The following is a 26,206-nucleotide window of genomic DNA, read 5'->3' on the forward strand; positions in this document are numbered from 1 at the left end:
GCACCGGCGCCCCTTTGGCGATGATCTTGCTCCTAGCGCCCATTTGGGCGCCCAACATGGCGCTACGGACAAGATCGTTTCTCTTCAGAGCCCCTCCATCGAAGTCGTGAGGAGGCGCTTTTCTGTGAGAGGTGGCGCCGGCCATAAGGGGGAAGGGGTTGTGGGTCACCCGAAATGGCCACACTGCCCGTGGTGGGGGTGACACCGGTAGGGCGAGCGGTCGTAGTAGGGGCCGGTGTCGGCACCTGTGCTGCCCACACCCCCAACGGGAGCCACTTCTGTCCCGGGATGTGGCTCTGGGTGGGGGGTTCGGGGTGGGGGCATGCTGATATCCCCACAGGGCACGGGCCCTTGGGGTCTGACACCCACTCGGGGGTGTTCTCGCGGGGGTGGTGTTCCACCTGGCGGAAACGCATGGTCGTGGAAGCGGATGGTGGTCAGGGGGCGGTGGCTGGGGCTGGCTCCCCCTCCCCATCCCCGGACCCGGCTTCCTTGCCTTCTTCTTGGCGGTTCTGGGCGTGGTGGTGTTCCCAGATCTGCCGGTTCACCTTCGCCTGCAACCGGTGCTTAAGCCGGTTATGGGTCGAGCACAACACCTGCATGTTGTCCGCGCTCGTGACCCCGCCGTGAGAGAACGGGACGATGTGGTCGTACTGCGACCAGCTACGCGGCACGTCACAGCCTTCGTGCCACTCGCAGTAGGGCTTCTTGAACCCCGCCGCCTGGCGCACCGGGTCCGGGGCGCACCGCTGCTTTCGCCCCACATCCAACAGAGTCCGACCCTGGGCGTCGGTCACGAACCGGCGCAGCCAACTTTCGGGGGTCAGGCGGGCCACCATCTGGTCGGGGATGACCACACCATCCTCGGTGGTGGCGGGCTCTGCGGCGCCGTCTCCGAGGAAGCGTGTGAGGGGGACGGTGATGTTCAACGTGGCCAACGGTTGGCGGCTCAGGCTGGAGCAACCCCGGTGGGTCAGAGCGGTCTCGAAGATGCGCATCATCGCGTCATAGGTGCGCTGATGCTTCGGGACGGCGGCGTTATCGGGCCCGTACGGTTCGGTGTAAGCCTGCAGGGCGGCCTGGATCAGTTCGTTGTCGGCCCCCGGCCCCCACATCCGCAGCAAAAACCCGGACTCGAACGTGGGTGAGAATTGGGCGCCCCGGTTCTCGAACGTTTCATCGTAGTCCCGGTCGGCCTTATCCGGGTCCAGGCGGGCGACGAACCATTTCGCCGCGTCCCGCAACTGGCGCACCGAAGCCTGCGGGCACTCGGCCTTGAAACCGATCAGCCCGAATTCCAACCGGGCCCGAAACCCTTCCACCGAAGGACGCTGGGCACGGAATTCCTCATCCGCTGTTTCGAGGACCTTCGCCCACTCGGTAGTCGCTTTTTCCGTGGAGGTCGCGATGGCGCACGCTTCACCCAAGGACAGGGCGCTGGTCTGGAAGGCTTCTTCTACGAGGGGGAGCTGCTGGCGGTGTAGGGCGCGGGCGAGGGTGGCAAGGCTCTTGGCCTCGGCCGGAGAGGTGCCCCACTGGTGGGTGATCCACGCCTGGATACTGCGCTGGCCACCCTCTTCCAACAGGGCACCGGTGGCCTCCATACGGGCCAGGGCGGGCAACATCCCGTAGCGGATCCGGTCTGTTTCCTGGTTGAGCCGGCGAAACTGGGCGAGCACATCGCCCTCGCACCCGAACGGGATATCCCGGCCGGAGAATTCCACCGCCATCTCCCGCGCACCCGCCATCGCCTGATCAACCGGGGTGTTCCCGGTCGGGCGCGGTGCACTGGGAGGAAAGCTCATACTCTGATTATATGAGAACACCCCAGGAAATGGCAGGCTTACCGGCGGGTATATTCAACCTATTTCCATGTCGGTGAATGTGCCTACCATAGATGGGGTGGCCATTCTGGGTTATCCACAACCCCTTCCCCTATGACCGGATCCACCTATCACGGAGATGCTCCTAGCGACTTCGAGGGAAGGGGCTCTGAATGGAAACGATCTTGTCCGTAGCGCCATGTTGGGCGCCCAAATGGGCGCTACGAGCAAGATCATCGCTGTGAAGACCAGGGCCGGCTACCGCGGGGACGCGGCCCGCCCCGTGCCCCACCTGTAGCGGGCTCTTCGTGACCGGACCCGTCACGTAGTGGCGACGCGGCCCACGAGAAAGCCAGAGGGAGGGGAAGGGATCCGGCCGGCTGCGGCCGGAGTGGGCCGAAGGCCCGCAGGGCCGTTGGAACCCCAACCACTCTCCCCCCTTCCCCGATAGCCGCCAAACCGCCGCCCGTGCCGTACGGGTCAAGGCCACCCACCACAGCGCCACAGCACACACCATCGCCTTGACGCGTGCGGTGCGGGCGGCAACAATCACGCGGCGGGGAAGGAGGGAGAACCCACCCCCACCCCGCCCAACCACCAGAAGAGCCCCTACCTAAGGCGCCCCACCAACCACCCGAGCGACGCCCCGTGAACCAGCGGCCCCCGACCCCAGGCGCCCCACCGCCCACCTCCCACTCCGACCAGCACGAACAGCCCCGGGCAGCACGAAACCGGCGAAACCAGCGGCTCCCCTAAGATCAATGGGATCACGCCCACGCGCTCCACCAACACCCCGAATCTCCTGCTTGTGGATAACTCACCACCCTTCCAATCAACCGGCCACCGGCCGATGAGGAGAACTTCCACCGGGCAAGGACGCCACCATGATTCACTACACAGAGTCTTTGACTGGAAACTCTAAGTAGTAATCAACCGGACGGAGTCCGATGTCCCTCTTCCGCGCAGTGTCCGCCTTCCGGGTAGTGCCAGCCACGGGCCTCCCCCTGCCCTCGCCCACGCATCTGCCCCTTCCCCTTGCCCTCGCTCCTGCCCTTGCCCTTGCCCTGACACTCGGCGCTTCCTCCCCCGTCCTGGCCGACGAATCCCTTCCCTCACCGCCCCTGGTATCGACCGGCGAGTGCCCCGTGCTGGATCCACCGCCCAGCGAAGAGGAGCTGGAGCAGTACCTGTGCGGGGACCCGAGGTTGGGACCGGCCGAGCTACCCACCAGCGGACCCGTCGGCGAACTGGTGGAGGGCTACGACCGGTTCGGCGACCTCTCCCCCGCGGAGTTCCTGGACCGGTGGGCCACCGAGGACGGCTGGGACTACCCCGAGCACGACGGCTTCGTCGTGGAGAACGGCAGCCCGCTGAAGGAACTCCAGGAACTGCCCGAGGGATGGATGCTGGACCGCTTCGGCTCCCCCTGGGGCTCATTCCTCGCCCCGGCCGGTGCCCCGTTCTCCGAGCGGGCCCTGCCGCCGGACTCCCTGAACACCTGGCCGGGCGGGGCCGAGCACAACTACAACTGCTACGAGGTCGTCCTGCCGGTCGACGCCTGGGTGGGCCCGATCGCCCCGCACTTCGAACAGCCCGGCGGCGGTGAACAACTGCTGATCCCGACCGAGAGCGTCCCCGAAGCCGGTGGCGGTGGCGATTACGGGGCCGATGACGGAGGCTACGTCTCCGTCAACGACCTCCTGGAATGGGACTACCTCGACCAGCGGCCCGCCGAGGAGTGTGTCTTCCCCGAGGAGTTCGCCGCTTAGAAACCGGCCCGGGTGGATTCGGGTCCCGGCTCTCTGTCCTCGCGGTCCTCGCGGTGCTCCTCGTGCTCGCGATGTTCCTGCTCCTCGGGGCCCGCGACTCCCGCCGGGATCCGGCGCAGCGCCCCCAGAACCGCCACGGCCAACACCGCCAGCACGACCGCGCCGGTGAGCGCGGCGGCGTTGAGACCCTTGGTGTAGGCATCGAACGCCTCCGCCAACAGCGCGCCCGCCTCGGCCTCTGGCAGGTGGGACGCGCCGGCGATCGCTCCGGTCACGGTCTCTCCCGCCGGCCCCTGGGTCCCGCTCATCTCCGACCGGTAGATGCCCGTCGCCACCGTGCCCAGAGCCGCGATGCTCAAAGCGGCTCCGAACTCGGCACTGGTCTCCGACACCCCCGCCGCCGCACCGGCGCGCTCGGGAGGCGCGGTGGCCAGCACCAGCGTGTTGGCCAGGGTTCCCACCACCCCGGCGCCCATGCTGATCAGCCCGTAGGCACCGATGAACAGCGGCAGCGGCGTTTCCGGGTCCACCAGGGCGATCATGGCGAACCCGAGGGCACCCACCGCCAGACCGGTCGCCATGAGCGGAGCGGGGCGCACACGCGGCGCCACCACACTCCCGAGGACCGCGCCCAAGGCGGTGGTGGCGAAGGTGGGCAGGGCCCACAAGGCGGCACTCAGCGGGCTGAGCCCGTGCACACTCTGCAGGAAGGTGAAGGTCAGCAGCCCCATCCCGGCCGCGGCGAAGGATACCGCCGCGTTGCCGCCGACCGCCGCGCTGAAGGCGGGGCGGGCGAACAACGTCACGTCGATGAGCGGGTGCGCGGCACGGCGTTGCCGCATCACGAACAGGACGAGGAAGGCCGATCCGAGCACGAGGGCCGCTCCGCCCTGGACCTCGACCCCGTGTTCGACGAAGCGCTTGGCCGCGTAGACCAGGCCCAGCACCGCCATCAGGGACAGCACCGCTCCGGGCAGGTCGAACCGGGCGCCTCGGGGGTCACGTGTCTCCGGCACCAGGAAGGGCGCGCTCACCAGGAGCAACGCCATGAACGGCAGGTTGATGAGGAACACCGAGCCCCAGGAGAAGAACTCCAACAGCACCCCACCGAAGATGGGCCCGGCAACGGCACCACCGGTGAAGGCGATGGTCCACGCGCCCACGGCGGTGGCCCGCTGCTTGGAGTCGGTGAACATGCTCCGGATCAGGGAGAGCGTAGAGGGCGCCAGGGTGGCACCGGCCAGCCCGAGCAGGGCGCGACCGGCGATGAAGAGTTCGCTGTTCGGAGCGAAGGCGAGCAGGGCAGAGGCGGCTCCGAAGAGTAGGGCCCCGGCGAGGAGCAGTTTCCTACGCCCCACGCGGTCTCCGAGCGATCCCATGGTGACCAGGAGTCCGGCCAGGACGAAGCCGTAGACGTCCATCATCCACAACCACTGGGTGGCGGTGGGCTGGAGATCCTGGGCGATGGCGGGCGCGGCGACGAAGAGCACCGAGAGGTCCATGGCGACCAGCAGCGCGGGGACGAGCAGGACGGCCAGCCCCGCCCAGGTCCGGGCGGTGGCGCGTGGTGGTGTGCGGTTCTTGTCCATGGCAAGGATCGTACGTACGTCAAAATCACCCGTCAATATGTACGTACGTCAAAAATGCTACGGTGTGCGCATGAGCCAACGTGAGGACCTGCTGGCCGGCGCCAAGAAGTGCCTGGTCGAAAAGGGTTACAGCAAGACCACGGCCCGCGACATCGCCGCCGCCTCGGGCGCCCACCTGGCCTCCATCGGCTACCACTTCGGGTCCAAGGACAGCCTGATGAACGCCGCACTGCTGGAGGCCAGCAGCGAGTGGGGCGACGCCTTCGAGAAGGCCATCCGCGACGCGGGTCCCACCACCGCGGAGAACCGGACCCGTCTGCTGCTCACCTCCCTGTTCGGCACCCTCCCCGAACACCGTGACCTCATGGTGGCGAGCGTCCAGGCCTTCGCGCACTCCCAGTTCGACGAAGGACTGCGCACCACCCTGTCCGAGGGAATCCTCGAAGGCCGCCGCGAACTCAGCGCCCTCATCCTCGGAATCCCGCTGGAGGAGGTCGACGACGCCACCTCGGCGGGGCTGGGCTCCATGGTCTACAACCTCGTCACCGGCTACGTGCTCCAGTACCTGGTCGCCCCCGATTCCCTGCCCACCGTCGAGCAGGCCATGGACGGGATCCGCGCCCTCCTCCCCCAAGAGGATCGGCTCCCCTCAAAGGACCGACCACACGAAAGGCCCACCCCCTGAGAGCCGGTCCCGCACAACCGGCTCCGGACACACGACGGCCCCGGCGTCCTCGCGGAACGCCGGGGCCGAACAAGCACCCACTTACCCACCGGCACCACTACATGCTGAAACCCATGGGTTTGCCACCCTCGGCGACCTCGCGACGCAACCGCTCGCCCTTGGCGTGCGCCTGCGCCTTCAGGTCCTCCTGGAAACCGGCCATGCGCTCGGCCAACGCCGGCTCGTGCGCCGCCAACTGCCGCACCGCCAGCAGCCCGGCGTTGCGGGCCGCGCCCACCGCGACGGTCGCCACCGGCACCCCCGCGGGCATCTGCACGATGGACAGCAGCGAATCCATCCCGTCCAGGTACTTCAACGGAACCGGCACACCGATCACCGGCAGTGTGGTCACCGAGGCCAGCATGCCCGGCAGATGCGCCGCGCCGCCCGCCCCGGCGATGATCGCCTTCAGGCCACGCCCGGCCGCCTCGCTCCCGTAGGAGATCATCTCGTGCGGCATGCGGTGCGCCGAGACCACGTCGGCCTCGAAGGGCACGTCGAACTCGCGCAGTGCCTCGGCCGCCTCGCGCATCACCGGCCAGTCGGAGTCCGAGCCCATCACGATGCCCACCAGGGGCTTGCCTTCGGTCACTTCTGGTCTCCTCGCAGGTAGTCGGCGGCGTCGCGGGCGCGCTCCAGCAGGTCCTCGTGGTCGTCGCCCATCACGGTGACGTGCCCGATCTTGCGGCCCGGACGCACGTCCTTGCCGTAGAAGTGCACCTTCACCTCGGGGTCCTTGGCCATGACGTGCAGGTAGCGGCGGTAGATCTCGGGGTCCTCGCCGCCCAGCACGTTGGCCATGACGGTGAAGGGGGCGTTGGTGCGCGGCGACCCCAGGGGCAGGTCGAGGACGGCGCGCAGGTGTTGTTCGAACTGGGAGGTGCGGGCGCCCTCGATGCTCCAATGGCCGGAGTTGTGCGGACGCATCGCCAACTCGTTGACGACCACGCCGTCGGCGGTCTCGAAGAGCTCCACGGCGAGCACGCCGGTGACACCCAGGGCGTGTGCGATCTCGATGCCCAGCTCCTGGGCTCGGGTGGCCTTCTCCTCATCCAATCCCGGGGCCGGCGCGATCACCTCGTGGCAGATCCCGCCGCGCTGCACGGTCTCCACCACCGGGTAGACCGCGACCTGACCGTGCGGGGAGCGGGCCACCTGCACGGCGAGTTCGCGGGAGAAGTCCACCTTCTCCTCCACCAGCAGCGGCACGTCCTCGGCGGCGGCGCGCTCCACGACCTCGTGGGCCTCGTCGGGATCGGCGGCGATCCACACGCCCTTGCCGTCGTAGCCTCCACGCGCGGCCTTGAGCACGACCGGCCAACCGGCCTCCTCGGCGAAGGCGGTGACGTGCTCCAGGGTGGTCACCGACCGCCATCGAGGCGAGGGCGCGCCCAGTTCGGCCATGCGGGTGCGCATGCGCAGCTTGTCCTGGGCGAAGCGCAGGGCGTCACGGCTCGGGCGGAGCAGGCCACCGGCCTCCTCCACGGCGCGCAGGACCGGTTCGGGCACGTGTTCGTGGTCGAAGGTGACGACGTCGTGCGCCTTGGCGAACGCCAGGACGTCGTCGAGCCCACGGTCGTCACCCAGGGTGACGTCACCGCAGACCAGGGCCGCGCTGTCGGTGGGGCTCGCCGCCAGGACCGAGAAGTCCACGCCGAGGCCGATACCGGCCTGGTGCGTCATCCGGGAGAGTTGGCCTCCGCCCACCATTCCCACGCGAGGGATGATGCGGTTACGCTCGCTCACAGTTCCTCAACTCAATGCTCGTCGACCGCGGATGCGGGACGGTCCCACACGTGGTGGAACCTGGCCGTTCGGCTCGGAACCCGCGGCCGGGGTCTTCATCACGGCCCCGGCTAGAGTCTAGGGCGTGCGGGTGGGCCGCCCGAGGGCCGCTCCCCGCGCGGCGAGACACCCCCAAGGACTGGAGGCGCGGCCCGTGCGCGAGTTCCTCGCCCGGCACCCTCGCATCGCCGGGTTGGCGGCCGAGGTGGGCAAGTTCGGCTCGGTGGGCGCCCTGGCCTACGTGGTGCAGTTGGCCGTCACCAACCTGGTGTGGGGCCTGTCCGACCTGCCCCTATTGGTCGGACAGGTGGTCGGCACCTCCTGCGCGATCGCGGTCGCGTTCGTCGGCAACCGGTTCTGGACCTTCCGTGACCGTGCCCGCACCGGCTACGGCCGGGAGACCTTCCTGTTCCTGGTGATGAACGGGGTCGGCATGCTCATCCAGGTCGGCTGTCTGGGCTTCGCCGTGTACGTACTGGGCTGGGAGGGACAGCTGGCGAGCAACATCGCCGGCAACGTCGTGGGGGTGGGTCTGGGCACGCTCTTCCGGTTCTTCTCCTACCGAACGTGGGTGTTCCCGCCGGATCCCGACCCCGCCCCCGACCCCGATTCCGATTCCGCCCCGGATCCCACGCCCGATCAACGGTTCGGCTAGGAACGGACGGCACTGCGGGCACCGGCCCCGAAGCGGGGCGCGCAGCGCACCGCGAGGAACGAGTACAGCCCCACCTGGACGACCGTGACGGCGAGGGTCAACGGCGTGTCCGCCCCCATCGGCAGTCCCGCGCCGATGACGACGCCGGTGCCCACCTCCGAGAGTCGCCCCTCCAGGGCGCAACGGGTGAACTGGAACAGGCTGTTGACCATGTGCAGCCCGATCGCGGCCTCCAGGCCGCCGGTGCGCCAGGTCAGCCAGGACATCCCCAGCCCGAACACCATCAGGGACGCCGTGGTCCAAAGATGGCCCGGATGGGTGGCGGCGTACAGGGCGGCGAACAGGGTTCCACCGGCGAGGATGGCCGGCCACGGCGAACGCATCACCTTGGAGAACGAGCTCTCGCCGGTGGAAGAGCCCAGCGAACCGACGAGCTGCATGACGAGCCCGCGCAGCGTGAACTCCTCGGCCGCGGACTGCAACGGCACCAGTAGGACGATCACCGTCATGAGCGCGAGCAGGACCTGGATCCCCTCGCCGGTGCCGGCGGGTTCGGCCTCCACCGCGGCGGCGTCCGCCGCGGTGGAGGGCAGCAGCGGCACCAGGAACACGCACACCAGCGCCAAGGCCAAGGCGATCAGGGCGCAGATGCCGAGCCAGCGCCAACGCATGCGACCGGTCACCGAGATGAGCGACCCGGTCCGGCGCCACTGCACCACGCGGGTCACGAAGAACGCCAGCGGCATCAACAGCGCTATCGACGCCAGCCCGAAGGCGAGACCGGCGATCTCGCCCAGGTTGGCCGATTCCAGCGCCAGACCGCTGCCACCGAGGATGGCGACGATGGTCATCACGACCATGACACCGACCCACAGGAAGAACGACAGGACCGCGAAGACCGCGATCGCCACGAGCGGCACCCACCACCGGAAGAATCGGTTGCGGGCCAACCTGTGGTAGGACTCACCCTCGGGGATCTCCGAGCGCGCGAACTCGTTCGTCCGCACCGGACGCGGAGGTGGCCAAGCCCACACCGAGGGGTCCGGGGTCAGCGCCGGGTGCCCCCCTGGCGGCGTCTGCCTCGCGCCCCCGGGAGGGCTGGCCCAGGTCTGCTCCCTGGACTGTTCGAGACCACCGGAAGCCGACCCCTCCGGCCCCTCGGGCGCGGCGGGCCAGGACGAACCAGGTGGTGGCGGCACATTTCCCATCGTGCGCAGAGACTACTATCCGGCCGTGTATCGCCCGCGTTAAGTCCACGCCGTTATCTCCTGGTCACCGTATGGATCGGTGGGAACCACACCCTGACCCGCGCCGGAATAGCGCGGTGCCATGCGTCTGTTGGAACAAGTGGACCTGCGAGTCACGCCACAGGCCGACCATCCCATCCCGCTGACCTACGATTGAGCACATGTCCTCCACACCATCCACCGAGCAGGTAAACGCAGCCCTGGCCACGGTGCAAGACCCGGAGATCCACCGTCCCATCACCGACCTCGGCATGGTCAAGAGCGTCGACATCGACGACGACGGTGCCGTGCACGTCGGTATCTACCTCACGGTGGCCGGCTGCCCGATGAAGGGGCGCATCGAGAAGGACGTGACGGCAGCGGTGACCAAGGTCGCCGGCGTCACGTCCGTCAAGGTCGAACTCGACGTGATGAGCGACGAGCAGCGCAAGGAGCTCCAGACCAAGCTCCGCGGCGGTCAGGCGGAGAAGGAGATCCCCTTCGCCAAGCCCAGCTCGCTCACCAAGGTCTACGCCGTCGCCTCCGGTAAGGGCGGCGTCGGCAAGTCGTCCGTCACGGTCAACCTGGCCGCGGCCCTCGCCGCCCAGGGTCACAAGGTCGGTGTGGTCGACGCCGACATCTACGGTCACTCCGTGCCGCGCATGCTGGGCGCGTCGGACTTCCCGACCAAGGTCGAGGACATGATCCTCCCGCCCACGGCGCACGACATCAAGGTCATCTCGGTGGGCATGTTCACCGAGGGGAACACGCCGGTCGTGTGGCGCGGACCCATGCTGCACCGCGCCCTACAGCAGTTCCTCTCCGACGTCTTCTGGGGCGACCTGGACGTCCTGTTGATGGACCTGCCCCCGGGCACCGGTGACATCGCCATCTCCGTCGCCCAGATGCTGCCCTCCGCCGAGCTGCTCGTGGTCACCACACCGCAGCAGGCCGCGGCCGAGGTCGCCGAGCGCGCCGGTGCCATCACCGCGCAGACTCACCAGCGCATCGCCGGCGTGATCGAGAACATGTCGTACTACCAGCCCACCCCGGACGCCGAGCCGGTGTACCTGTTCGGTCAGGGCGGTGGTCAGCAGGTGGCCGACACCCTCACCAAGACCCTCGGCGCGGAGATCCCGCTGCTGGGGCAGGTACCGCTGGACACCCGACTGCGCGAGGGAAGCGACGAGGGCAAGCCCCTCGTCCTGACCACTCCCGAGGCCGAGGCCAGCAAGGTGCTCTCGAAGGTCGCCGAGGGCCTGGTCGCCAAGCCGCGTGGGCTCGCGGGCATGCAGCTGGGCATCTCCCCCGCCGGTCGCTAGGGGTTCGATCCCCGAACGGCTGGAGGACTGACGTACGGCCCCCGGGTCACCCGACCCGGGGGCCGTCGTGTCGTGCGGGCCCGGAGACCGGACCCGTGGGCGCATCGTGCGCGGCTACTCGTCGGGGCCCAGGGTGACGGTCACGGTCTCCCGCTCCCGGTCGCGCTCGTACTCCAACTCGACCTCGTCACCCGGGGCCTTGTCGCGCACCATCGCCTGCAGTTCCCCACCGGAGTTGACTCGGCGACCGTCGAAGGACACGATCACGTCCCCCGGTTCCAGCCCGGCCTGGTCGGCCGCGCCGCCCGACTCGACGGCGTCCGGGTCGTCCGCGATCATCGCGCCCACGACCGTGCTCTCGTGGTCGTAGGTGACGCCGAGTTCGGCGTAGGTAGTGGACTCCTCGCCGTGGTCGACCATCCGCCCGATGACCGTCTCCGCCTCGGTGGAGGGGATCGCGAAGCCCAGGCCGATGCTGCCCACCGGCTGGTCGCCGAGCGGTCCACCGCCCATGCTGTAGATCATCGAGTTCACCCCGATGACCCGGCCCCGCATGTCGACCAGTGGTCCACCGGAGTTACCGGGGTTGATGGCCGCGTCCGTCTGGAGCGCGAAGAACTGGGTGTCGCCGCCGTCCGGGCTCACCGGCCGGTCGAGCGCGCTGATGATGCCCTGGGTGACGGTGCCCGCCAGCCCCAACGGAGCTCCGATCGCGATGACCTCGTCGCCGACGATGGCCTCCTCGGAGTCACCGAACTCCAACGGGTCGACCTCGCTGGGTTCCTCCAGCTCCAGGACCGCCAGGTCCGAGCTGGGATCGGAGCCCACCACGTCGGCGCCGCTGCTGCTGCCGTCGCTGTACTCGATGATGATCCCGTCGGCCTCCAGCTCCGAGGACACGTGGTCGTTGGTGACGACGTAGTCGCCCTCGATGACGAACCCCGAGCCACCACCGCCGATCCTCGGGTCCGCGCTGCGCAACGACACCACGCTGGGGCTGACCCGCTGGGCCACGCCCGCCACCGAGTCCGGGGCGCGCTCCGGTGCTTCGGGCGGGGGTTCGTTGATGTTCGGCCCCTGCTGTTCGGGGTGCTCGGAGGAGGGATCACCGGAGGGACCGACGAACGTGCCGATCACACCGCCCGCGCCACCCGCGACCAGGGCGACCACCAGCATGCCGCTCAAGGCCATCCAGGCGGGGATGCCGCGCTTGGGTCTGTGTGGCGCGGCGGCGGGCTGGTACGCCTGCTGCGACGCGCCCGGTGGGACGGCGAAGTGACCGGCTCCCGAGAGGCTCTGATGGTGTGTGGTGCCCTGTGCGGGCGCCTGGAAGCGCTCCTGGTACGGACCGGGGTTCGGGAAGGAACCGCCGTGACCGATGGGGCCTCCCTGGGGTGGGTGACCACCGGGGTTACCCGGCCCTGGGGGCGGTGGGTTGCCCGGAGGCGGTGGGCCGACCGGGCCCGAGGGTCGTCCCCTGTCGCCGACCGGGGGCGGGCCCTGGGGAGCGCCCTGCCCCGGGGCGGACGCCGGTGGCTCCGACGCGCCCGGCTCGGGCGGCGCGCCGTTCGGGCGGGAGATGGACTGATCCCACCCCCGGGCGGGTTCCGAACGGTCGTTCTCCTGGCTCAAGACCTGCTCCGTATGTCGCTTGGCTTTCCGCTCGGCACACAGCGCGCCGACCGGGGCGGGACCCTACACCAGCCCCAGCCGAGACAGACCTCGCTGAACCCGCGACCAGAACCCGGAGGAACCCTCCGGCCCGGGCAGCGCCGTCACCGCCGAGGAGGCCAGGTCGGCGGGTGCGTCCGCCAGCAGCGTGTAGACGAAACCGTTCGCCTGCCACATGCTCTGGTACTGACCCACGTCTCCACCGAAAATCGTCTCGTGCCCTGTTGTGACGCCCGTTCCCCCCGAACCGGTTCCGACATATCCGTTCTGATCCGCGGAGAGACGTTCCTCCCCCAGTTTCCCACGTTGCGCGAACACGGAGATCTGGGAGAGCCCGTCGGAGTAGACGGTGTGCACCACGCGGTGTTCCTCGTGGTGGGTGGACCTGGCGTCGACCAGGCGAAGGTTCCAGGTCAGGTGTTCCGGAAGCGACCAACCCTCGGACCGCAGTTCCTCGCGTTCGGCGTGATCGAGCGCGTCACCCCAGGGTTCGTCGCCCAAGGTGTCCTCCGGCCAGTCCCGGTCACCGAGTCTCAGTTCGGTGAGCCTGCTGCTGAAGGACGGCTCGCCGGCGGGGTCGTAGACGTCGCGGCCCAGGAGCAGGTCGGTCGCCTCGTCCACCCAGAACCGTCCGGCGACGGTGTCGTCGGCCCGTCTGGCCTCCACCACCTTGGCGGAGCGCCCGTCGAGTTCCTCGGGTTCGGTCTCCACAACCCGGTAGGTGTGTTCGAGCATGGCCAGGAGACTTTCGTCGAGGGTCTCCAACGCCGAGGAGGAGCGCACCACGAATGGTTGCTCCTCCGCGCCCACGGGGGCCATGGCCAGGCCCTCCCCCGGTCTGCTGACCACCCGCACCGCGAGAGCCCCCTGAGGACCCCGCAGCCCGCGGACCGCCGTATAGGCCACTCTGCCGTCGGCCTCGGCGGCGTCGCGCAACACCGCCATGCCGTCGTCCCCACCTTCCGCGGGGATCTCGGACGCCTCGGGATGCGTCGCCGCGCTGCACAACAGGACGCACAACGTCACGACGAGGGAGAAGACGGCGGAGCGGGTACCTCCGCGCCTCACCGGGTCGTTTCGTTCGGGTCCGATGTTCGCTCCGACGTCCTCGGTATCCCGGCGGGCCACGCGACGACCGGGTCCGTGGTCGGGTCGACGACGGGGATCTGCCGGCTGGTCACGGCGTGTTCCACCGCGTAGTCGGACAGGCGGGGCTCGACCACCGGAGCGTTGTCCGGGTTCTCACCACCGGCGACGAACGCGCTGCCCAGCAGGGCGGTGGCCACCGCCAGGCCGGCCACGGCGTAGCGTCCACCGGAGAAGTACGGCGACCGGACCGAGCCCCCGTCCTCTGGCCGACGCACGGGGACGTACCGTTCGGGGCTGGTGCGCGGCTCGCGACGCTCCGGGGCCTTCCTGGTCGGTTCCTCGGAAAGATTCCGGGGCGGTTCCCCGGGAAAGCCTCCGAGTGGTCGGGACGAACCCAGGGGTGGGCTGGAGCCGAAAGGGCCGTCCCTCCCTGGTCCGGCCATGAGTCGGCCCATGAAGTCCAGGTCCGGTTCCGGTTCGCCGAGCCCGGTGAGGCGGCGCTTGAGCCGGCGCATCATGTCGGCCTCGAACCGGCACGGTTCGCACTTGGCCAGGTGGATGAGGGCACGTTCGTGTTCGGCGGCGCCCAGTTCCCCGTCGATGAGCGCCGAAAGACGCTCTCCGAGGTGGTCCATGCTCACTCCGCCTCCTTGCTCGCGTTCGCCTGTGCCGCCAGGGAACGTCGGTGTTCGAGGGCACGACGCAGCTGCGCCCGACCCCGGTGGATGCGGCTGCGGACGGTGCCGAGCTTGACGTCGAGCGTGGCGGCGATCTCCTCGTAGGAGAGCCCCTCGATGTCGCACAGGACGACAGGAGCACGGAACTCGGCGGGGAGTGCGTCCAACGCGCTCTGGATGTCGGCGTCGAAGTGCCGGTCGTCGTAGCGCTGGGCCGGGGAGGGCTCCCGGCCTTCGAGACGTTCGTCGGCGTTGTCGGCCAGACCCTCGAAACGGATCCGGGCCTTGCGCCGGGCCATGTCCAGGAAGAGGTTGGTGGTGATCCGGTGGAGCCACCCCTCGAAGGTTCCGGGGGTGTAGTTGGCGAGGGAGCGGAAGACCCGGATGAAGACCTCTTGGGTGAGGTCCTCGGCGTCGTGCTTGTTACCGCTGAGTCGGTACGCCAGGCGGTACACCCGGGGGGAGTGCACCCGAACGACCTCTTCCCAGCTCGGGGGTTCCCATGCCTCGAACTCGACGGCAGGGCCGGTCTCTGGCACCGCGGCTCCCTTCATCCCCGAGGCTTCATCGCGATCAACGTGTTCAACGTCGAAAGGCGCCGATTAAGTTCCCGCCGTCACGCGCGGAAGTTCGCACCCGTTCAGGCTAGTCTTTTGACCAGGAAGAGCACCTGACCGCGACCATCATTCCACGGTGAGTGACGATCCCACCGGTCAGAGCGCAGGACCGTAAGGGAAACGCAGACCGTAAGGGAAATGGGAGGCCGTCATCAGCGCTGAAGAGAGCGTCGCTCGGACCGCGTGGGTTCGGACCGAACAGGCACGGTTCGAGCAGAACGCCATGGGCGACGGCCCCCTGGCGGACGCCTACGACACGGGACTGCGCTCCGCCGCCCCGCCCGTGGACGCCGCGACCGGGGCCGCCCTGCGGTTCCTCACCGCGGCCATCGGCGCGCGCTCGGTCGTGGAGATCGGCACGGGCTGTGGAACCTCGGGCATCTGGCTGCTCCGCGGCATGGCACCGGACGGGATCCTCACCACGGTGGACGTCAACGCCGCCTACCAGGACTACGCTCGCGCCGCCTTCACGCGGGCAGGGTTCGGGGCCGGCCGCGCCCGGCTGATCCGCGGCGCGGCCCTGGAGGTGCTCCCCCGCCTCACCGACGGTGGCTACGACATGGTGTCGATCGACGCCGACCAGGCGTCCTACCCCACCTACCTCGACGAGGCCCTGCGTCTGCTCCGGCCGGGCGGCGTGGTGGTCTTCAACAACGTCATGGTCACCTCCAACGAACCCGACGGGCCGCTGCGCGTGCCCGACCAGGCGGAGGTCGCGGTGCGCGAGGTCATGCGCCGCATGCGCGAGGACGAGGAGTTCATCCCGCTCCTGATTCCGGTGGGCGAAGGCCTCCTGGCGGCCATCCGACCCTGACCTCGGCTCGATCGAAGGGTGGGCCGGGTGGTCGCGGGCGGCACGATGTCGGCGCCACCGCCGATCCCCCGACCCATGGAAAAACCCACCCGCGCACGCCTTCGCGTCGCGCAGGTGGGTTCGTGACGGCCGTGTGAGGCGAACGTCTACTTCTGGGCGAGCCAGCGCAGGAGGGTCCGGGTCGCGAAGGCGGTGCCGCCCTTGCTGAGCAGCCCGCTCTCCTGCGTCGAACGGCCCGGACCGGCGATGTCCAGGTGGGCCCAGGGCAGGCCCCCGGTGAACTCGCGCAGGAACAGCGCGGCGTCCGTGGCGCCCGCCGGGCCGAACTCCGTGCCACGCGTACCGATGTTGGCGAGGTCGGCCACCCGGGACGCGGTGGTGGGCACGTACTCCTCGGTCAGGGGCATCCGCCAGAGCGGCTCCCCCGACGCCTCGCCGGCCTCGATCAGCTCTCCGGCCACGGCGTCGTCCGTGCTGTACAGGGCGCCCATTCCGGTTCCCAACGCGACCTTGGCGGCACCCGTCAGAGTGGCCACGTCGACGATGAGGTCCGGCTCCAGTTCCGAGACGGCGTAACCCATGGCGTCGGCCAGGACCAGGCGGCCCTCGGCGTCGGAGTTGAGCACCTCGACGGTCTTGCCGGTGTAGGTGGTGAGCACGTCGCCGATGCGGGTGGCGTCGCCGGAGAAGGCGTTCTCGGCCAGCGCGAGCAGACCGGTGACCTTCACCCGGGAGCCGACCGACGCCAGGGCGGAGAGCACCGCCAGGACGATCGCCGACCCGCTCATGTCGGTCTTCATCAGCGACATGTTGGCGTTGGGCTTGAGGGACAGACCACCGGTGTCGAAGGTGATGCCCTTGCCGACCAGCACCACGTGCGCGGCGGGTCCCGCCGCGCCGGCCAGGTCCTCGGGGGTGTAGGACAGCTGCACCATGCGCGGCGGACGGGACGAACCCTGGCCGACGGCGAGGATCGCGCCGAAGCCCTCGTTCCGCAGGTCCTTCTCATCCCAGACCCGCAGGGTCAGACCCTTGGCCTCGGAGGTCTCCCGAGCCCGGGTCGCCATCCACTCGGGGTCCTTGGTCAGGGAAGGGGTGTTGATCAGGTCCCTGGCCAGGGCCGTGGCCCCGGCCAGGTGGGAGCCCAGGGCCAAGGCGTCGGTGAGGTCCTCGGTCTCGCCCACCACGTCGATCCTCGTGGGGGGACGCTGATCCTCGGGGGTTCGGGAGGTCTTCAGCGTGAACGTGTAGGAGGCGAGCAGAGCACCCTCGGCCAGCGCCGTGGCGGCCTCGGCCTGGCCGGTCGCGCCCGGCCAGGCCAGGGCGACGTGCTTCCTGCCCCGGGCGGCCCGGGCGAGGGCGGCGCCGGCCTTCCGGAGGTCGCCGGGGGTTCCCGAACCGACTCCGAGAAGGGCCAGGCGGACCAGGCCCCCGTCCCGGGTCACCGGGAACTGGGAGAACTCGCCGGATTTTCCGGTGAGTGTGTAGTGAGCGAACAGATCGGTGAGCGCGGCCGGAAGGACCGCCGCGAGTCCGCTGTCGGCGACCCCTTCTACCGGTTCCGGCCCTTCCTCACCCGCGAGAACGGGGAGGACCAACAGGTCCGCGGTGGATTCGGCGAGGGTTCCCGCCAGGGGGTGGATCTCCGTGGCGAATGGCACAGGCCGCTCACAATCGTTCGCTCATCGTGGGAGGTGTGGAACCTCGGGGGTCATCAGGGCGTTCCGGCCCAGGTGGGGGACGAATCAGGTGTCGGAACCAGCCGACGATGCCCTGTTATCCGACGACGCCTTGGAGCGCGTCCCGGAGTTCGGTCGCCTCATCGGGCGTCAACTCGACGACCAGACGGCCTCCGCCTTCGAGCGGAACCCGCATGATGATGCCGCGACCCTCCTTGGTGACCTCCATCGGCCCGTCACTGGTCCTCGGCTTCATCGCCGCCATGCCATTCCCCTTTCTAGGTGTTCCTCGCGGCCGGGGCCGACCCACAACATCGGCGCCGATCCACGTGTGTGTCTCGGCTCCGCAACCGTGGGCCGGTTCCGGGTGACTCGTGCCCGTGTGGCTTAAGGGACGTGAATCACTCTTCGCCCATTATCTCGGAGGTTGACCCCTGTGTGTGCGCCAGGCGACAGCCGGACCACCGCCGTGAGCATCAGATAACGAGGAAGCTTTAGTCACCAAGGTTATATCGGTCCTGGCCGAAACCGGATCGGACCAAGCCGGAGCGGGGGCGGAGCGAGCGCACCCCTTCCGACTTCCGTCCCGGGGCGACGACTTGGATCCGTCGCCGCGTGGGCGTCTGGAACACGGGTTCACCTGGGAACTTCACAGGTGGGTCCACACGGCTCGAACCGGCTCCATCCGCGTTCGACCGGGCCCACCCGCTGCGGGGGTTTCCCGAAACTCAGTCGAGGGTCCCGGTGGAGATCATCCGGGTCCCCTCCCTCGTGACCGAGGACCACTCGGCGTTGAGCCCCGAGTCCGCGGTCGGCCACAGGGTGAGTTCGGCCTCGTCGACGCACCTCGCGTCGGGGTCGGAGGTCTCGGTGTAGGTGTACACCAGTCGGTCACCGTCACGGGCCGACAGCTCCAGGGTCCCCGAGCAGGAGAAGGTGGTCCAGGCCGTGCTGCCGCGTTCGGCGCCTTCCTCGATCCGCACCTGGGCGTCCCATTCGGCGACCGGGTCGCCCTCGGTGTTCACCTGGCTCATCAGACCCGACCAGGATCCGACGAACTCGTCGGGGTCGGAGGTGGCCGTGACCGGTGCCTGCTCCGAGTCGTCCAGGTAGACCCAGGCGGCGGTGGCGCCACCGGCCACCAGCAGGAGCACGATGGCCGTGATCCCTACCCGGGTGAGTCGCCGTCGACGCTTACCGTTGTGCCGAGTCGAACGGGGTGGGGGCCACAGGGCCAGTTGGCGCACCGGGGTGGCGGAATCCTCGGGCTCTTCGTCCGCGCCCGCCTTGAGTTCGGCAGTTGTGTCCATCCTCGCCATCCTCACGACGATCCGTCCGCTCCGACGGAGCGGGGGGTACGCATGTACAGCGAACGAGAATAGAGCACCCGAACGCTCGGGAAAGGGCCATGAGGGACGGATCCGGTGTGATGCACGACATAGACACCCGAGGGATTCCGGCATGACCGGAAGGGGCGGTGGGAGCCTGGCCTTAGTCGATGGCGCCTACTCGCGATCCGTTCGACCCCGATCCTTCCCCTCACCGCCACCGACGGTGACGTCGTCTCCCTGAGGCGCGTACGCCTCCGGGTTCGGGGTCACCCCCACCTCCTCGGCACCGGTGTCCGCGCCGCCGTCCGTGGCGCCATCCATCTGGGCGCTCTCTCCGGACGGGGTGTCACCGGGCAGGTACGAGCCGAAGCTCGGGCCGGTGCCCCGGGGCACGTATGACGGGTCCAGGCGCGCCAGCCGCCACTCCAGGTCCTCGATCCGCTCCTCGCGCTCGCGCAGTGTCGCGGTCAGCCGCAACAGCAGCGCGTCGACCGCGCGCACGTGGTAGCCCCACAGCGCCAACGGCAGGAGCAACCCACCGAGGTCGCGGGAGCCCACGGGCCCGTCCTCGGGAAGGTCGAGCGGGGGGAAGTCGGCCTCGAACCGGGCGAGCTGCCCGCCCTTGCCGAGTACGACGAAGACCACGCCGACGAGAACGGCGAGCGCGGCGACGGCCACCAGGATCATGATGAAGTAGGGCACGGTTCCGATCGTGCCACATGGCCCGCCGCCCCGGGAGTGGTGCGCCGTGGGAGACTCGCCAGGTGCCCAACGAGCCTTTCCGAGTCCTGACTCCCGACGCCCTCACCACCCTGGATACCGACGACCGCGCCACGGACGACACGGTGGTCGACACCGGGCATCGGCCTCCGACCGCACTGGTCGCGGAACTGGTCGACGCCGGCCACACGGTCCGGGTGCGTTGTGACCCCGCGCCCGGGCACGAGCCGCCCACACCCGGGTCCGCGCCCGCGCACACGGGAACGGTGCCGGTGGACGTCGCGGAGGAGGTCGCCCTGGCCTCCTCCTACGCCTGGGCCGGGGCGCGGGTGTTCGTCACGCGGTACCCGGAACGGGTCCGGCGCGCGCTGGACATGATCGCCTCGATCCGGGGCGAGCGTCCGCCCGCCGCCGTGCGCCGTGGTCTGGCCTGAGTCGGCTCAGGCGCTGGGACCGGGTTCGGTCCTCTCGAACTTGTTCTCCAGGTGCACGTGGGCCTGGCGGATGGTCTCGACCACGTCGTCGGGATCATCGGTCACGTGCAGCAGGTCCATGTCCTGCGGGGAGATCAGGTTGTGCTTGAGCAGGCTCGACTCGACCCACTCGCGCAGACCGCCCCAGAACTCGGTGCCCACCAGGATCACGGGGAAACGGGTCACCTTCCTGGTCTGCACCAGGGTGATGGCCTCGAAGAGCTCGTCCAGGGTGCCGAACCCACCCGGCATCACCACGAAGGCCTGCGCGTACTTCACGAACATCAACTTGCGGACGAAGAAGTACCGGAAGGTGACACCCACGTCGACGTACTCGTTGAGGGACTGTTCGAAGGGCAGCTCGATACCGAGCCCCACGGACATCCCGCCCGCCTGCTGGGCGCCCTTGTTGGCCGCCTCCATCATGCCGGGCCCACCACCGGTGATGGTGGCGTAGCCCGCTTCGGCGAGCTTGGCCCCCATCTGGACACCCAGCTCGTAGTACTCGGTTCCCGGCTGGATCCGGGCGGACCCGAAGACGCTCACCGCGGAGGGCAACTCGGCCAGCAGCCCGAAACCCTCCACGAACTCCGACTGGATGCGCAGGACCCGCCAGGGGTCGGTGTGCACCCAGTCGGAGGGACCCCTGCGGTCGAGCAGGCGCTGGTCTGTGGTGGTGTCGGGGATGGCGCGGCCGCGGTAGGTGAGCGGACCGGCTCGCCTCACGTTCTCTTCTTCCGTCATGTTCGTAAAGCTATCCGCCCAGGACCGCCTCACACTTGAACCACACGTGACCGATCGGTGGCCAGTGGTGGCCGATCCGGTTCCCACCTGCGATGACGCGCCTTCCAAAAGAGGTCAACGACGGCCGGTGAGCCAGCCCACCATGCGCTCCTCCGCCTCACGGATCTGCGAGATCTTCGCGTACTCGTCGCGGGTGTGCGCCAGCATCGGGTCGCCGGGACCGTAGTTGACGGCGGGGACGCCCAACTCGGAGAAGCGGGAGACGTCCGTCCACCCGAACTTGGCGCGGGCCCGTCCCTCTCCCACCGCGGTGACGAAGGCGGCCGCCGAGGGGTCGTCCAGGCCGGGGCGGGCCGGGGCCGCGGAGTCGGTCACGGTCACCTCGAAACCGGTGAACACCTCGCGCAGGTGCGCCTCGGCGTCGGCCGGGGAGAGGTCGGGGGCGTAGCGGTAGTTGACGCGGACCACGCACTCGTCCGGGATGACGTTGCCGGCGACGCCGCCCTCCACGGAAACCGCGTTGAGGCCCTCTCGGAAGGTCAGCCCCTCCACCTCGGGCTGTCGCGGCGTGTAGGCGCGCAGCACGTCGAGGATCTCGCCGGCCTTGTGGATGGCGTTCTCGCCCATCCAGGAGCGGGCGCTGTGGGCGCGCTTGCCGGTGGTCTTGACGTCGACGCGCATGGTGCCCTGGCAACCGCCCTCGATGACACCGTCGGTGGGCTCCATGAGGATGGCGAAGTCACCGTGCAGCGACGCGGGGTCGTTGCGGCTCAGCCGGAGCAGGCCGTTCTGGGAGGCGTCGACCTCCTCGTTGTCGTAGAAGACGTAGGTGACGTCGTGCACCGGCTCGGGCACCAGGGCGGCGAGTTTGAGCTGGACGGCCACGCCCGACTTCATGTCGGTGGTGCCACAGCCATAGAGGCGGTCGCCGTCCACGTGCGAGGGCACGTTGTCGGCGATCGGCACGGTGTCGAGGTGACCGGCGATCACGATCCGGCGCTCGCGGCCCAGGTCGGTGCGGGCGACGACCGCGTCGCCGTCACGGGTGACGGTCAGGTGGGGCAGCGCGGACAGGGCGCTCTCGACCGCGTCGGCGAGGGCCTTCTCGTCACCGCTCTCGGAACGGGTGTCCACGAGGGCGGCGGTCAGGTCCGCCACGTCCGAGGTCAGGTCCAGCATGGTGTCGCCCCGTTTCAGGTGTGCTTCGCGAGTGGAGTGAAGGGTCCGTCGCCACCCTAGAACAGGAGACGCCCCTCCCGGATACCGGAAGGGGCGTCTTACTTCTTCGAACCCGGAGCCGCTAGGCGTTGACGCCGTGCTCGCGCAGGAGGTCGTTCAGGGCGAGCTTGTCGTGCTCCTGCCCCTCCTCCAGACGCTTGAGCACCAGCAGCACCGGCATGCCGAAGTCGCCGCCGGGGAAGCTCTTGGTGCGGTTGGCGGTGACGCACACCGACCAGGCCGGGGCCTCGCCCCGGGGCAGCTCCTCGCCCGTCTCGGCGTCGAAGACGCGCGTGGACGAGGTGAGGATGGTGCCGGCGCCGAGCTTGGCGCCCTTACGAACGCGCGCGCCCTCGACGACCATGCTGCGCGAGCCGAGGAAGGCCTCGTCCTCGATGATGACCGGGGAGGCCTGCGGCGGCTCCAGGACGCCGCCGACGCCGACGCCACCGGACAGGTGGACGTTCTCGCCGACCTGGGCGCAGGAACCGACCGTGGCCCAGGTGTCGACCATGGTGCCGGAGCCCACGTAGGCGCCGATGTTGGTGAAGGACGGCATGAGGACCACGCCGGGGGCCAGGAAGGAACCCCAGCGGGCGATCGCGCCGGGGACGACGCGGACACCGTCGAAGCGGGTCTTCAGCGGCACGCGGTCGTGGTGGTAGAAGTCGCCGACCAGCGACTCCTTCATGTCCAGGACCTTGAAGCCCAGGAGGATGGAGCGCTTGGCGCGCTCGTCGACCACCACGTCGTCCGTGGCGGGGTCGACGAAGGCCACGCGGGCCTTGCCCTCGTCGAGCTGGTCGATGGCGCCGGTGATGATCTCACGCGCCTCGGTGTGGCCGGGGGTCAGTTCGGAGCGCTGCTCCCAGAGTTCGTCGATCTGGTCGGGCAGCGGACTGGTGTACGAGCTGGTCATGTGAACACACGTTAGTCGCTCGATGAGGGCGCGGGGCATGCGGCCCGCCCGCCCACGCTGAGCGGTTGGCCACTCCCGCGAACCGATTCCCCCGGGTTTCACGGATGCGCTTCCACGCGCCTACTAGAATGCGCGCAGGCACGCCGATCACCCTTCCTGATGGACCCCCGGCGGCCCGGCGCACGGCCCCGTCCCCGCCTTCGCGCGGGAACGCCCATGTGCGTCCCACCCGTCCCCGACCCTTGGTTCGCCCGTGCCCAGTAAGCGCAGGAAGTTCTCCGCGTTCGCCAAGATTCTGCTCGCCCTGACCCTCGTATGCGGTCTGCTCGTCGGTGGGGCCTACTACGTGCTGACCACGTTCGAGCCCCTGGACACCCAGGAGCCCCCGGAACCAGGGTGCCGCCTGGACCTGTCGAACGGACGGTTCGACATGGAGCACGAGCAGGCCCAGAACGCGGCCACCGTCGGCGGGGTGGCCTTCAGCCGGGACCTGCCGACCCAGGCGGTGACGATCGCCTACGCGACCGTGTGGCAGGAGTCGCGCTTCTACAACATCGAGTACGGCGACCGGGACTCGCTGGGGCTCTTCCAGCAGCGCCCCTCCCAGGAGTGGGGAGACCCGGAGGAGGTCATGGACCCGGTGTACTCCAGCCGGGCGTTCTACGACGAGCTGACCGAGGTCCACAACTGGGAGAGGATGCCGGTCTACGAGGCCGCCCAGCAGGTGCAGCACAGCGCCGACGGGTTCGCCTACGACCAGCATGAGGCGCTGTCGGAACGGATGGCGGTGACCCTGGGCGGTGAGAACGGCGGCCAGGTGACCTGCTGGTTCGACCAGGAGACCGTGGAGTCCCTGCAGAGCGGCGAAGCCGACGCCACCGGCGCGCAGGAGGCCATGGCGGAGGTGTTCGGCACCGATCCCGCCGAGCTGCCCCCGCAGGAGGAGCCGGCCCACGGTGACCTGGGTTGGGCGATGGCCATGTGGGCCGTGGTGCACGCCGAGGAGTACGGCTTGAGCTCGGTGACCTACGAGGACATGCGTTGGCAGGCCTCCGACGGCCTGAACGACGGCCAGGTCTGGACCGAGGTGGACGACGACACCGGCGGCCGCGTGGTCCTCCGTTAGGTCCGCCAGGTGCCCGCTCGCGGTGCCGGTCTCGACTTCGGGACGGGCGCCGCGAGCGGGAACACCGGAGGTTACTCGGCCAGGCGTTGGACCGCTGCCTTGACGCGGTCGTCGGTCGCGGTGAAGGCCACCCGTACGTGGCGCTCGCCCGTCGGGCCGTAGAAGGCTCCCGGGGCGACCAGCAGGCCGCGTTCGGCCAGGGCTCCCACGGCGCCCCAGGCGTCGTGGTCCGGGTGGCTCGCCCACAGGTACAGGCCCGCTTCGGAGTGCTCGATCCGCCACCCGGCGCCCTCGAAGGCATCGCGCAGCAAGGTGCGGCGGGCGCGGTAGCGCTCCTTCTGCTCGGTGGCGTGGTCGTCGTCGTCCAGGGCGGCCTTCATGGCGGCCTGGACCGGGGCGGGCACGATCATTCCGGCGTGCTTGCGCACCGCGAGCAGCTCCGAGACCAGCGCGGGGTCGCCCGCGACGAAACCGGCGCGGTAGCCGGCCAGGTTGGAGCGCTTGGACATCGAGTGCACGGCCAGCAGGTTCTCGTGCGAGTCGCCACAAACGTCGGGGTGCAGGATCGACACCGGTTCGGCGTCGTCCCAGCCCAGGTCGAGGTAGCACTCGTCGGAGGCGACGATGGCGCCGCGCTCGCGGGCCCAGTCCACCACCTTGCGCAGGTGGTCCTTGCCCAGCACCCGACCGGTCGGGTTGGCGGGCGAGTTCACCCACACCAGCCTCACCGGCGCGGGCCCCAGGGCGGCGAGCCCGTCGGTGGCCATCGGGGTCGCGCCGGCCATCCGGACGCCCACGTCGTAGGTGGGGTAGGCCAGTTCGGGCAGCACCACCGTGTCGCCCGGCCCCAGACCGAGCAGGGTGGGCAGCCAGGCCACGAGTTCCTTGGAACCGACGGTGGGCAGCACCGCGCCGTCGGCCACGCGCACCCCGTGACGGCGCTCCAACCACCCCTGGATCGCGGCGCGCAGTTCGGGGGTGCCCCACGTCAGCGGGTAACCGGGCGAGTTGGCCGCGGCGGCGAGCGCCTCGCGCAGGCTCACCGGGACCGGGTCGACCGGGGTGCCGACGGACAGGTCGACGATGCCGTCGGGGTGGGCCGCCGCCGTCTTCTTGAACGGCGTCAGCCGGTCCCAGGGAAAGGTGGGAAGCCGGTCGGTCACCGGTAACTAATGTACTTGCGTCACGTCCGATTCCGTCAGCATTGATTTCTGCTGCTTGTACCACACCATCAGGGTCGATAATGAAAGTACCACGTTGTGCTAGACCGGATTCTTCATCCAACACATCGAAATTGCGAGTGATTGTTTGAGAAGGATCACCAATCATGCTGTATTCTAGTTTGCTGATTGCATCAGAATGGTCATGCCAAGCTTTGTGTACGAAGTGTGTATCTGTTGATACTGAGTACACGTTAACGCCTAATTCTTGTAATTTAGCGTATTGATTTTGTAAATCTTCTAATTCAGTAGGGCATACGAATGAGAAGTCAGCAGGATAGAAACATACAACGTTCCAAGAACCTTTAAGATCTTCTTGAGTAACTTCTTTAAACTCATCTTTTTTTGGATCGTAAGCTTGTGCTGTGAAAGGTAAAACTTCTTTGTTAATTAAAGACATAGATAAATTCCTCCTGAAAAGTTAAGTGTTAATTAGAATTACTTAAAAATAATTGTTTGTTTATAATAATTCTAATCTCTTGTTTAGTATTATTACATCTTGGCATTGAATAGTCAACTTTAGAAGTTCTTAAAATCTATGAAAGTATAAAAAAGCTATAATTAAGCCGTTTTAAATCTCTCATTAATTAAAGAATAACGAGTAAAAAAAGTTGAAAATCCAATGTGAAACTGAAATTTTCAAATGTGTATGACTTTGAAATTTAGTTGTCATTCTCAACTATGGTTATTTTATTGATAATGAAGTGTAATTTTATTACTACTTCATATATATAATAACATGTATCATACATGGATTTCCCTTTTTAGCATCTGTATAAAGCAGATAGAGTTAATTCCACAAGTTGTTATGACTTTCTGTGAAAATAACCCTATTAAACTTACTTTATTTATTAACCGAAAATGACACCTTACCGATACCACTATATTCAGCACGGTACGTGCCATATTCTAATATAGTGGAGACCTGGATGACGGTGGGTTCGCCCCAGGCCTCACGTGCCGCTCGCTCCATCGTGTTCGCCACCGGCTCGGCCTGTTCCAGCACTGCGGTGTG

The 26,206-nt window shown here is 68.1% G+C and carries 24 protein-coding genes and 1 pseudogene; 7 read left to right on the forward strand and 18 right to left on the reverse strand.

Annotated features, from left to right (window positions below):
* Positions 1–437: 437 nt before the first annotated feature.
* Positions 438–1,805 carry a DUF222 domain-containing protein gene (locus ABZ717_RS25115; protein ID WP_358514634.1) on the reverse strand — a complete coding sequence of 456 codons (1,368 nt, stop codon included), beginning with the start codon at positions 1,803–1,805 and terminating at the stop codon, positions 438–440.
* 1,082 nt (positions 1,806–2,887) lie between these two features.
* Here ABZ717_RS25115 and ABZ717_RS25120 point away from each other — a divergent pair.
* The gene (locus ABZ717_RS25120) at positions 2,888–3,592 is read left to right on the forward strand and encodes a TNT domain-containing protein (protein ID WP_358514678.1); all 705 of its coding nucleotides are present in this window, start codon (positions 2,888–2,890) and stop codon (positions 3,590–3,592) included.
* On the opposite strand, the gene ABZ717_RS25125 is transcribed toward ABZ717_RS25120, so the two are convergent.
* Positions 3,589–5,181 (reverse strand): MFS transporter, encoded by a 1,593-nt coding sequence (locus tag ABZ717_RS25125; RefSeq protein WP_358514636.1) that lies wholly within the window; start codon positions 5,179–5,181, stop codon positions 3,589–3,591. The two genes, ABZ717_RS25120 and ABZ717_RS25125, sit on opposite strands and share 4 nt — an antisense overlap.
* 70 nt (positions 5,182–5,251) lie before the next feature.
* Between ABZ717_RS25125 and ABZ717_RS25130 the strand changes: the two genes are divergently transcribed.
* On the forward strand, positions 5,252–5,866 hold the full coding sequence (locus tag ABZ717_RS25130) for a TetR/AcrR family transcriptional regulator (RefSeq protein ID WP_358514638.1): 615 nt from the start codon (positions 5,252–5,254) through the stop codon (positions 5,864–5,866).
* 97 nt (positions 5,867–5,963) lie between these two features.
* Here the strand turns inward: ABZ717_RS25130 and purE are convergent, their stop codons facing one another.
* Positions 5,964–6,497 carry a 5-(carboxyamino)imidazole ribonucleotide mutase gene (gene purE / locus ABZ717_RS25135; protein WP_358514640.1) on the reverse strand — a complete coding sequence of 178 codons (534 nt, stop codon included), beginning with the start codon at positions 6,495–6,497 and terminating at the stop codon, positions 5,964–5,966.
* Positions 6,494–7,651 (reverse strand): 5-(carboxyamino)imidazole ribonucleotide synthase, encoded by a 1,158-nt coding sequence (locus tag ABZ717_RS25140; RefSeq protein ID WP_358514642.1) that lies wholly within the window; start codon positions 7,649–7,651, stop codon positions 6,494–6,496. The genes purE and ABZ717_RS25140 overlap by 4 nt, the downstream gene beginning before the upstream one ends.
* A 193-nt stretch (positions 7,652–7,844) precedes the next feature.
* Between ABZ717_RS25140 and ABZ717_RS25145 the strand changes: the two genes are divergently transcribed.
* Positions 7,845–8,345 (forward strand): GtrA family protein, encoded by a 501-nt coding sequence (locus tag ABZ717_RS25145; RefSeq protein ID WP_358514644.1) that lies wholly within the window; start codon positions 7,845–7,847, stop codon positions 8,343–8,345.
* On the opposite strand, the gene ABZ717_RS25150 is transcribed toward ABZ717_RS25145, so the two are convergent.
* Entirely contained in the window at positions 8,342–9,352 is a 1,011-nt protein-coding gene (locus tag ABZ717_RS25150) for a CPBP family intramembrane glutamic endopeptidase (RefSeq protein ID WP_358514646.1), read from the reverse strand. The two genes, ABZ717_RS25145 and ABZ717_RS25150, sit on opposite strands and share 4 nt — an antisense overlap.
* 401 nt (positions 9,353–9,753) lie before the next feature.
* Between ABZ717_RS25150 and ABZ717_RS25155 the strand changes: the two genes are divergently transcribed.
* Entirely contained in the window at positions 9,754–10,893 is a 1,140-nt protein-coding gene (locus ABZ717_RS25155) for an Mrp/NBP35 family ATP-binding protein (RefSeq protein ID WP_358514648.1), read from the forward strand.
* 114 nt (positions 10,894–11,007) lie between these two features.
* Here ABZ717_RS25155 and ABZ717_RS25160 read toward each other — a convergent pair whose 3' ends face one another.
* The 4 genes from ABZ717_RS25160 to sigE form a co-directional block, all read right to left on the reverse strand.
* Positions 11,008–12,525: a trypsin-like peptidase domain-containing protein gene (locus tag ABZ717_RS25160; RefSeq protein WP_358514650.1), complete on the reverse strand. Its 1,518-nt coding sequence runs from the start codon at positions 12,523–12,525 to the stop codon at positions 11,008–11,010.
* 63 nt (positions 12,526–12,588) lie between these two features.
* Complete coding sequence (locus ABZ717_RS25165; protein WP_358514652.1) at positions 12,589–13,632, reverse strand: transcriptional regulator; 1,044 nt, start codon at positions 13,630–13,632, stop codon at positions 12,589–12,591.
* Positions 13,629–14,288 carry a zf-HC2 domain-containing protein gene (locus ABZ717_RS25170; RefSeq protein ID WP_358514654.1) on the reverse strand — a complete coding sequence of 220 codons (660 nt, stop codon included), beginning with the start codon at positions 14,286–14,288 and terminating at the stop codon, positions 13,629–13,631. Before ABZ717_RS25170 ends, ABZ717_RS25165 begins: the two co-directional genes overlap by 4 nt.
* Before the next feature lie 2 nt (positions 14,289–14,290).
* Complete coding sequence (gene sigE, locus ABZ717_RS25175) at positions 14,291–14,884, reverse strand: RNA polymerase sigma factor SigE (RefSeq protein ID WP_358514656.1); 594 nt, start codon at positions 14,882–14,884, stop codon at positions 14,291–14,293.
* A 286-nt stretch (positions 14,885–15,170) separates the two neighbouring features.
* Here sigE and ABZ717_RS25180 point away from each other — a divergent pair, with 286 nt between their 5' ends.
* On the forward strand, positions 15,171–15,761 hold the full coding sequence (locus tag ABZ717_RS25180) for an O-methyltransferase (protein ID WP_358514658.1): 591 nt from the start codon (positions 15,171–15,173) through the stop codon (positions 15,759–15,761).
* 146 nt (positions 15,762–15,907) lie between these two features.
* On the opposite strand, the gene ABZ717_RS25185 is transcribed toward ABZ717_RS25180, so the two are convergent.
* The 4 genes from ABZ717_RS25185 to ABZ717_RS25200 form a co-directional block, all read right to left on the reverse strand.
* Positions 15,908–17,422, reverse strand: coding sequence for a leucyl aminopeptidase (locus tag ABZ717_RS25185; RefSeq protein WP_358514660.1), 1,515 nt, complete (start codon positions 17,420–17,422; stop codon positions 15,908–15,910).
* A 115-nt stretch (positions 17,423–17,537) separates the two neighbouring features.
* Positions 17,538–17,705 carry a DUF3117 domain-containing protein gene (locus ABZ717_RS25190; protein WP_014909697.1) on the reverse strand — a complete coding sequence of 56 codons (168 nt, stop codon included), beginning with the start codon at positions 17,703–17,705 and terminating at the stop codon, positions 17,538–17,540.
* A gap of 463 nt (positions 17,706–18,168) precedes the next feature.
* Positions 18,169–18,750 carry a hypothetical protein gene (locus ABZ717_RS25195; protein ID WP_358514662.1) on the reverse strand — a complete coding sequence of 194 codons (582 nt, stop codon included), beginning with the start codon at positions 18,748–18,750 and terminating at the stop codon, positions 18,169–18,171.
* A gap of 195 nt (positions 18,751–18,945) precedes the next feature.
* The gene (locus ABZ717_RS25200) at positions 18,946–19,473 is read right to left on the reverse strand and encodes a hypothetical protein (RefSeq protein ID WP_358514664.1); all 528 of its coding nucleotides are present in this window, start codon (positions 19,471–19,473) and stop codon (positions 18,946–18,948) included.
* A 62-nt stretch (positions 19,474–19,535) separates the two neighbouring features.
* Between ABZ717_RS25200 and ABZ717_RS25205 the strand changes: the two genes are divergently transcribed.
* Complete coding sequence (locus ABZ717_RS25205) at positions 19,536–19,925, forward strand: hypothetical protein (protein ID WP_358514666.1); 390 nt, start codon at positions 19,536–19,538, stop codon at positions 19,923–19,925.
* Between the two features lie 6 nt (positions 19,926–19,931).
* Here the strand turns inward: ABZ717_RS25205 and ABZ717_RS25210 are convergent, their stop codons facing one another.
* The 3 genes from ABZ717_RS25210 to ABZ717_RS25220 all read right to left on the reverse strand — a co-directional run bounded on the left by ABZ717_RS25210 (position 19,932) and on the right by ABZ717_RS25220 (position 22,845).
* Positions 19,932–20,708: a TIGR00730 family Rossman fold protein gene (locus ABZ717_RS25210; protein WP_358514668.1), complete on the reverse strand. Its 777-nt coding sequence runs from the start codon at positions 20,706–20,708 to the stop codon at positions 19,932–19,934.
* Between the two features lie 114 nt (positions 20,709–20,822).
* Positions 20,823–21,887, reverse strand: a complete 1,065-nt coding sequence (gene dapE / locus ABZ717_RS25215; RefSeq protein WP_358514670.1) for a succinyl-diaminopimelate desuccinylase — start codon at positions 21,885–21,887, stop codon at positions 20,823–20,825.
* Between the two features lie 121 nt (positions 21,888–22,008).
* Entirely contained in the window at positions 22,009–22,845 is an 837-nt protein-coding gene (locus tag ABZ717_RS25220; protein ID WP_358514672.1) for a 2,3,4,5-tetrahydropyridine-2,6-dicarboxylate N-succinyltransferase, read from the reverse strand.
* Between the two features lie 253 nt (positions 22,846–23,098).
* Here ABZ717_RS25220 and ABZ717_RS25225 point away from each other — a divergent pair, with 253 nt between their 5' ends.
* Complete coding sequence (locus ABZ717_RS25225; RefSeq protein ID WP_358514674.1) at positions 23,099–23,971, forward strand: hypothetical protein; 873 nt, start codon at positions 23,099–23,101, stop codon at positions 23,969–23,971.
* A 71-nt stretch (positions 23,972–24,042) separates the two neighbouring features.
* Here the strand turns inward: ABZ717_RS25225 and dapC are convergent, their stop codons facing one another.
* Positions 24,043–25,134, reverse strand: coding sequence for a succinyldiaminopimelate transaminase (gene dapC / locus ABZ717_RS25230; protein ID WP_358514676.1), 1,092 nt, complete (start codon positions 25,132–25,134; stop codon positions 24,043–24,045).
* 4 nt (positions 25,135–25,138) lie between these two features.
* A pseudogene (locus tag ABZ717_RS25235) lies at positions 25,139–25,591 on the reverse strand (redoxin domain-containing protein); the annotation flags it as partial.
* Between the last annotated feature and the right edge of the window lie 615 nt (positions 25,592–26,206).

Source organism: Nocardiopsis sp. NPDC006832, from assembly GCF_040635885.1.
In the GTDB taxonomy this organism is placed as follows: domain Bacteria; phylum Actinomycetota; class Actinomycetes; order Streptosporangiales; family Streptosporangiaceae; genus Nocardiopsis.

Bases quoted from the DNA above. Each gene is read 5' to 3' on its own strand.
- ABZ717_RS25115 (WP_358514634.1), bottom strand. From the start codon at position 1,805: ATGAGCTTTCCTCCCAGTGCACCGCGCCCGACCGGGAACACCCCGGTT.
- ABZ717_RS25190 (WP_014909697.1), bottom strand. From the start codon at position 17,705: ATGGCGGCGATGAAGCCGAGGACCAGTGACGGGCCGATGGAGGTCACC.
- ABZ717_RS25130 (WP_358514638.1), top strand. From the start codon at position 5,252: ATGAGCCAACGTGAGGACCTGCTGGCCGGCGCCAAGAAGTGCCTGGTC.
- ABZ717_RS25210 (WP_358514668.1), bottom strand. From the start codon at position 20,708: ATGACGGAAGAAGAGAACGTGAGGCGAGCCGGTCCGCTCACCTACCGC.
- sigE (WP_358514656.1), bottom strand. From the start codon at position 14,884: ATGAAGGGAGCCGCGGTGCCAGAGACCGGCCCTGCCGTCGAGTTCGAG.
- ABZ717_RS25155 (WP_358514648.1), top strand. From the start codon at position 9,754: ATGTCCTCCACACCATCCACCGAGCAGGTAAACGCAGCCCTGGCCACG.
- dapE (WP_358514670.1), bottom strand. From the start codon at position 21,887: ATGCTGGACCTGACCTCGGACGTGGCGGACCTGACCGCCGCCCTCGTG.
- ABZ717_RS25125 (WP_358514636.1), bottom strand. From the start codon at position 5,181: ATGGACAAGAACCGCACACCACCACGCGCCACCGCCCGGACCTGGGCG.
- ABZ717_RS25220 (WP_358514672.1), bottom strand. From the start codon at position 22,845: ATGACCAGCTCGTACACCAGTCCGCTGCCCGACCAGATCGACGAACTC.
- ABZ717_RS25195 (WP_358514662.1), bottom strand. From the start codon at position 18,750: ATGGACACAACTGCCGAACTCAAGGCGGGCGCGGACGAAGAGCCCGAG.
- ABZ717_RS25170 (WP_358514654.1), bottom strand. From the start codon at position 14,288: ATGGACCACCTCGGAGAGCGTCTTTCGGCGCTCATCGACGGGGAACTG.
- ABZ717_RS25180 (WP_358514658.1), top strand. From the start codon at position 15,171: ATGGGCGACGGCCCCCTGGCGGACGCCTACGACACGGGACTGCGCTCC.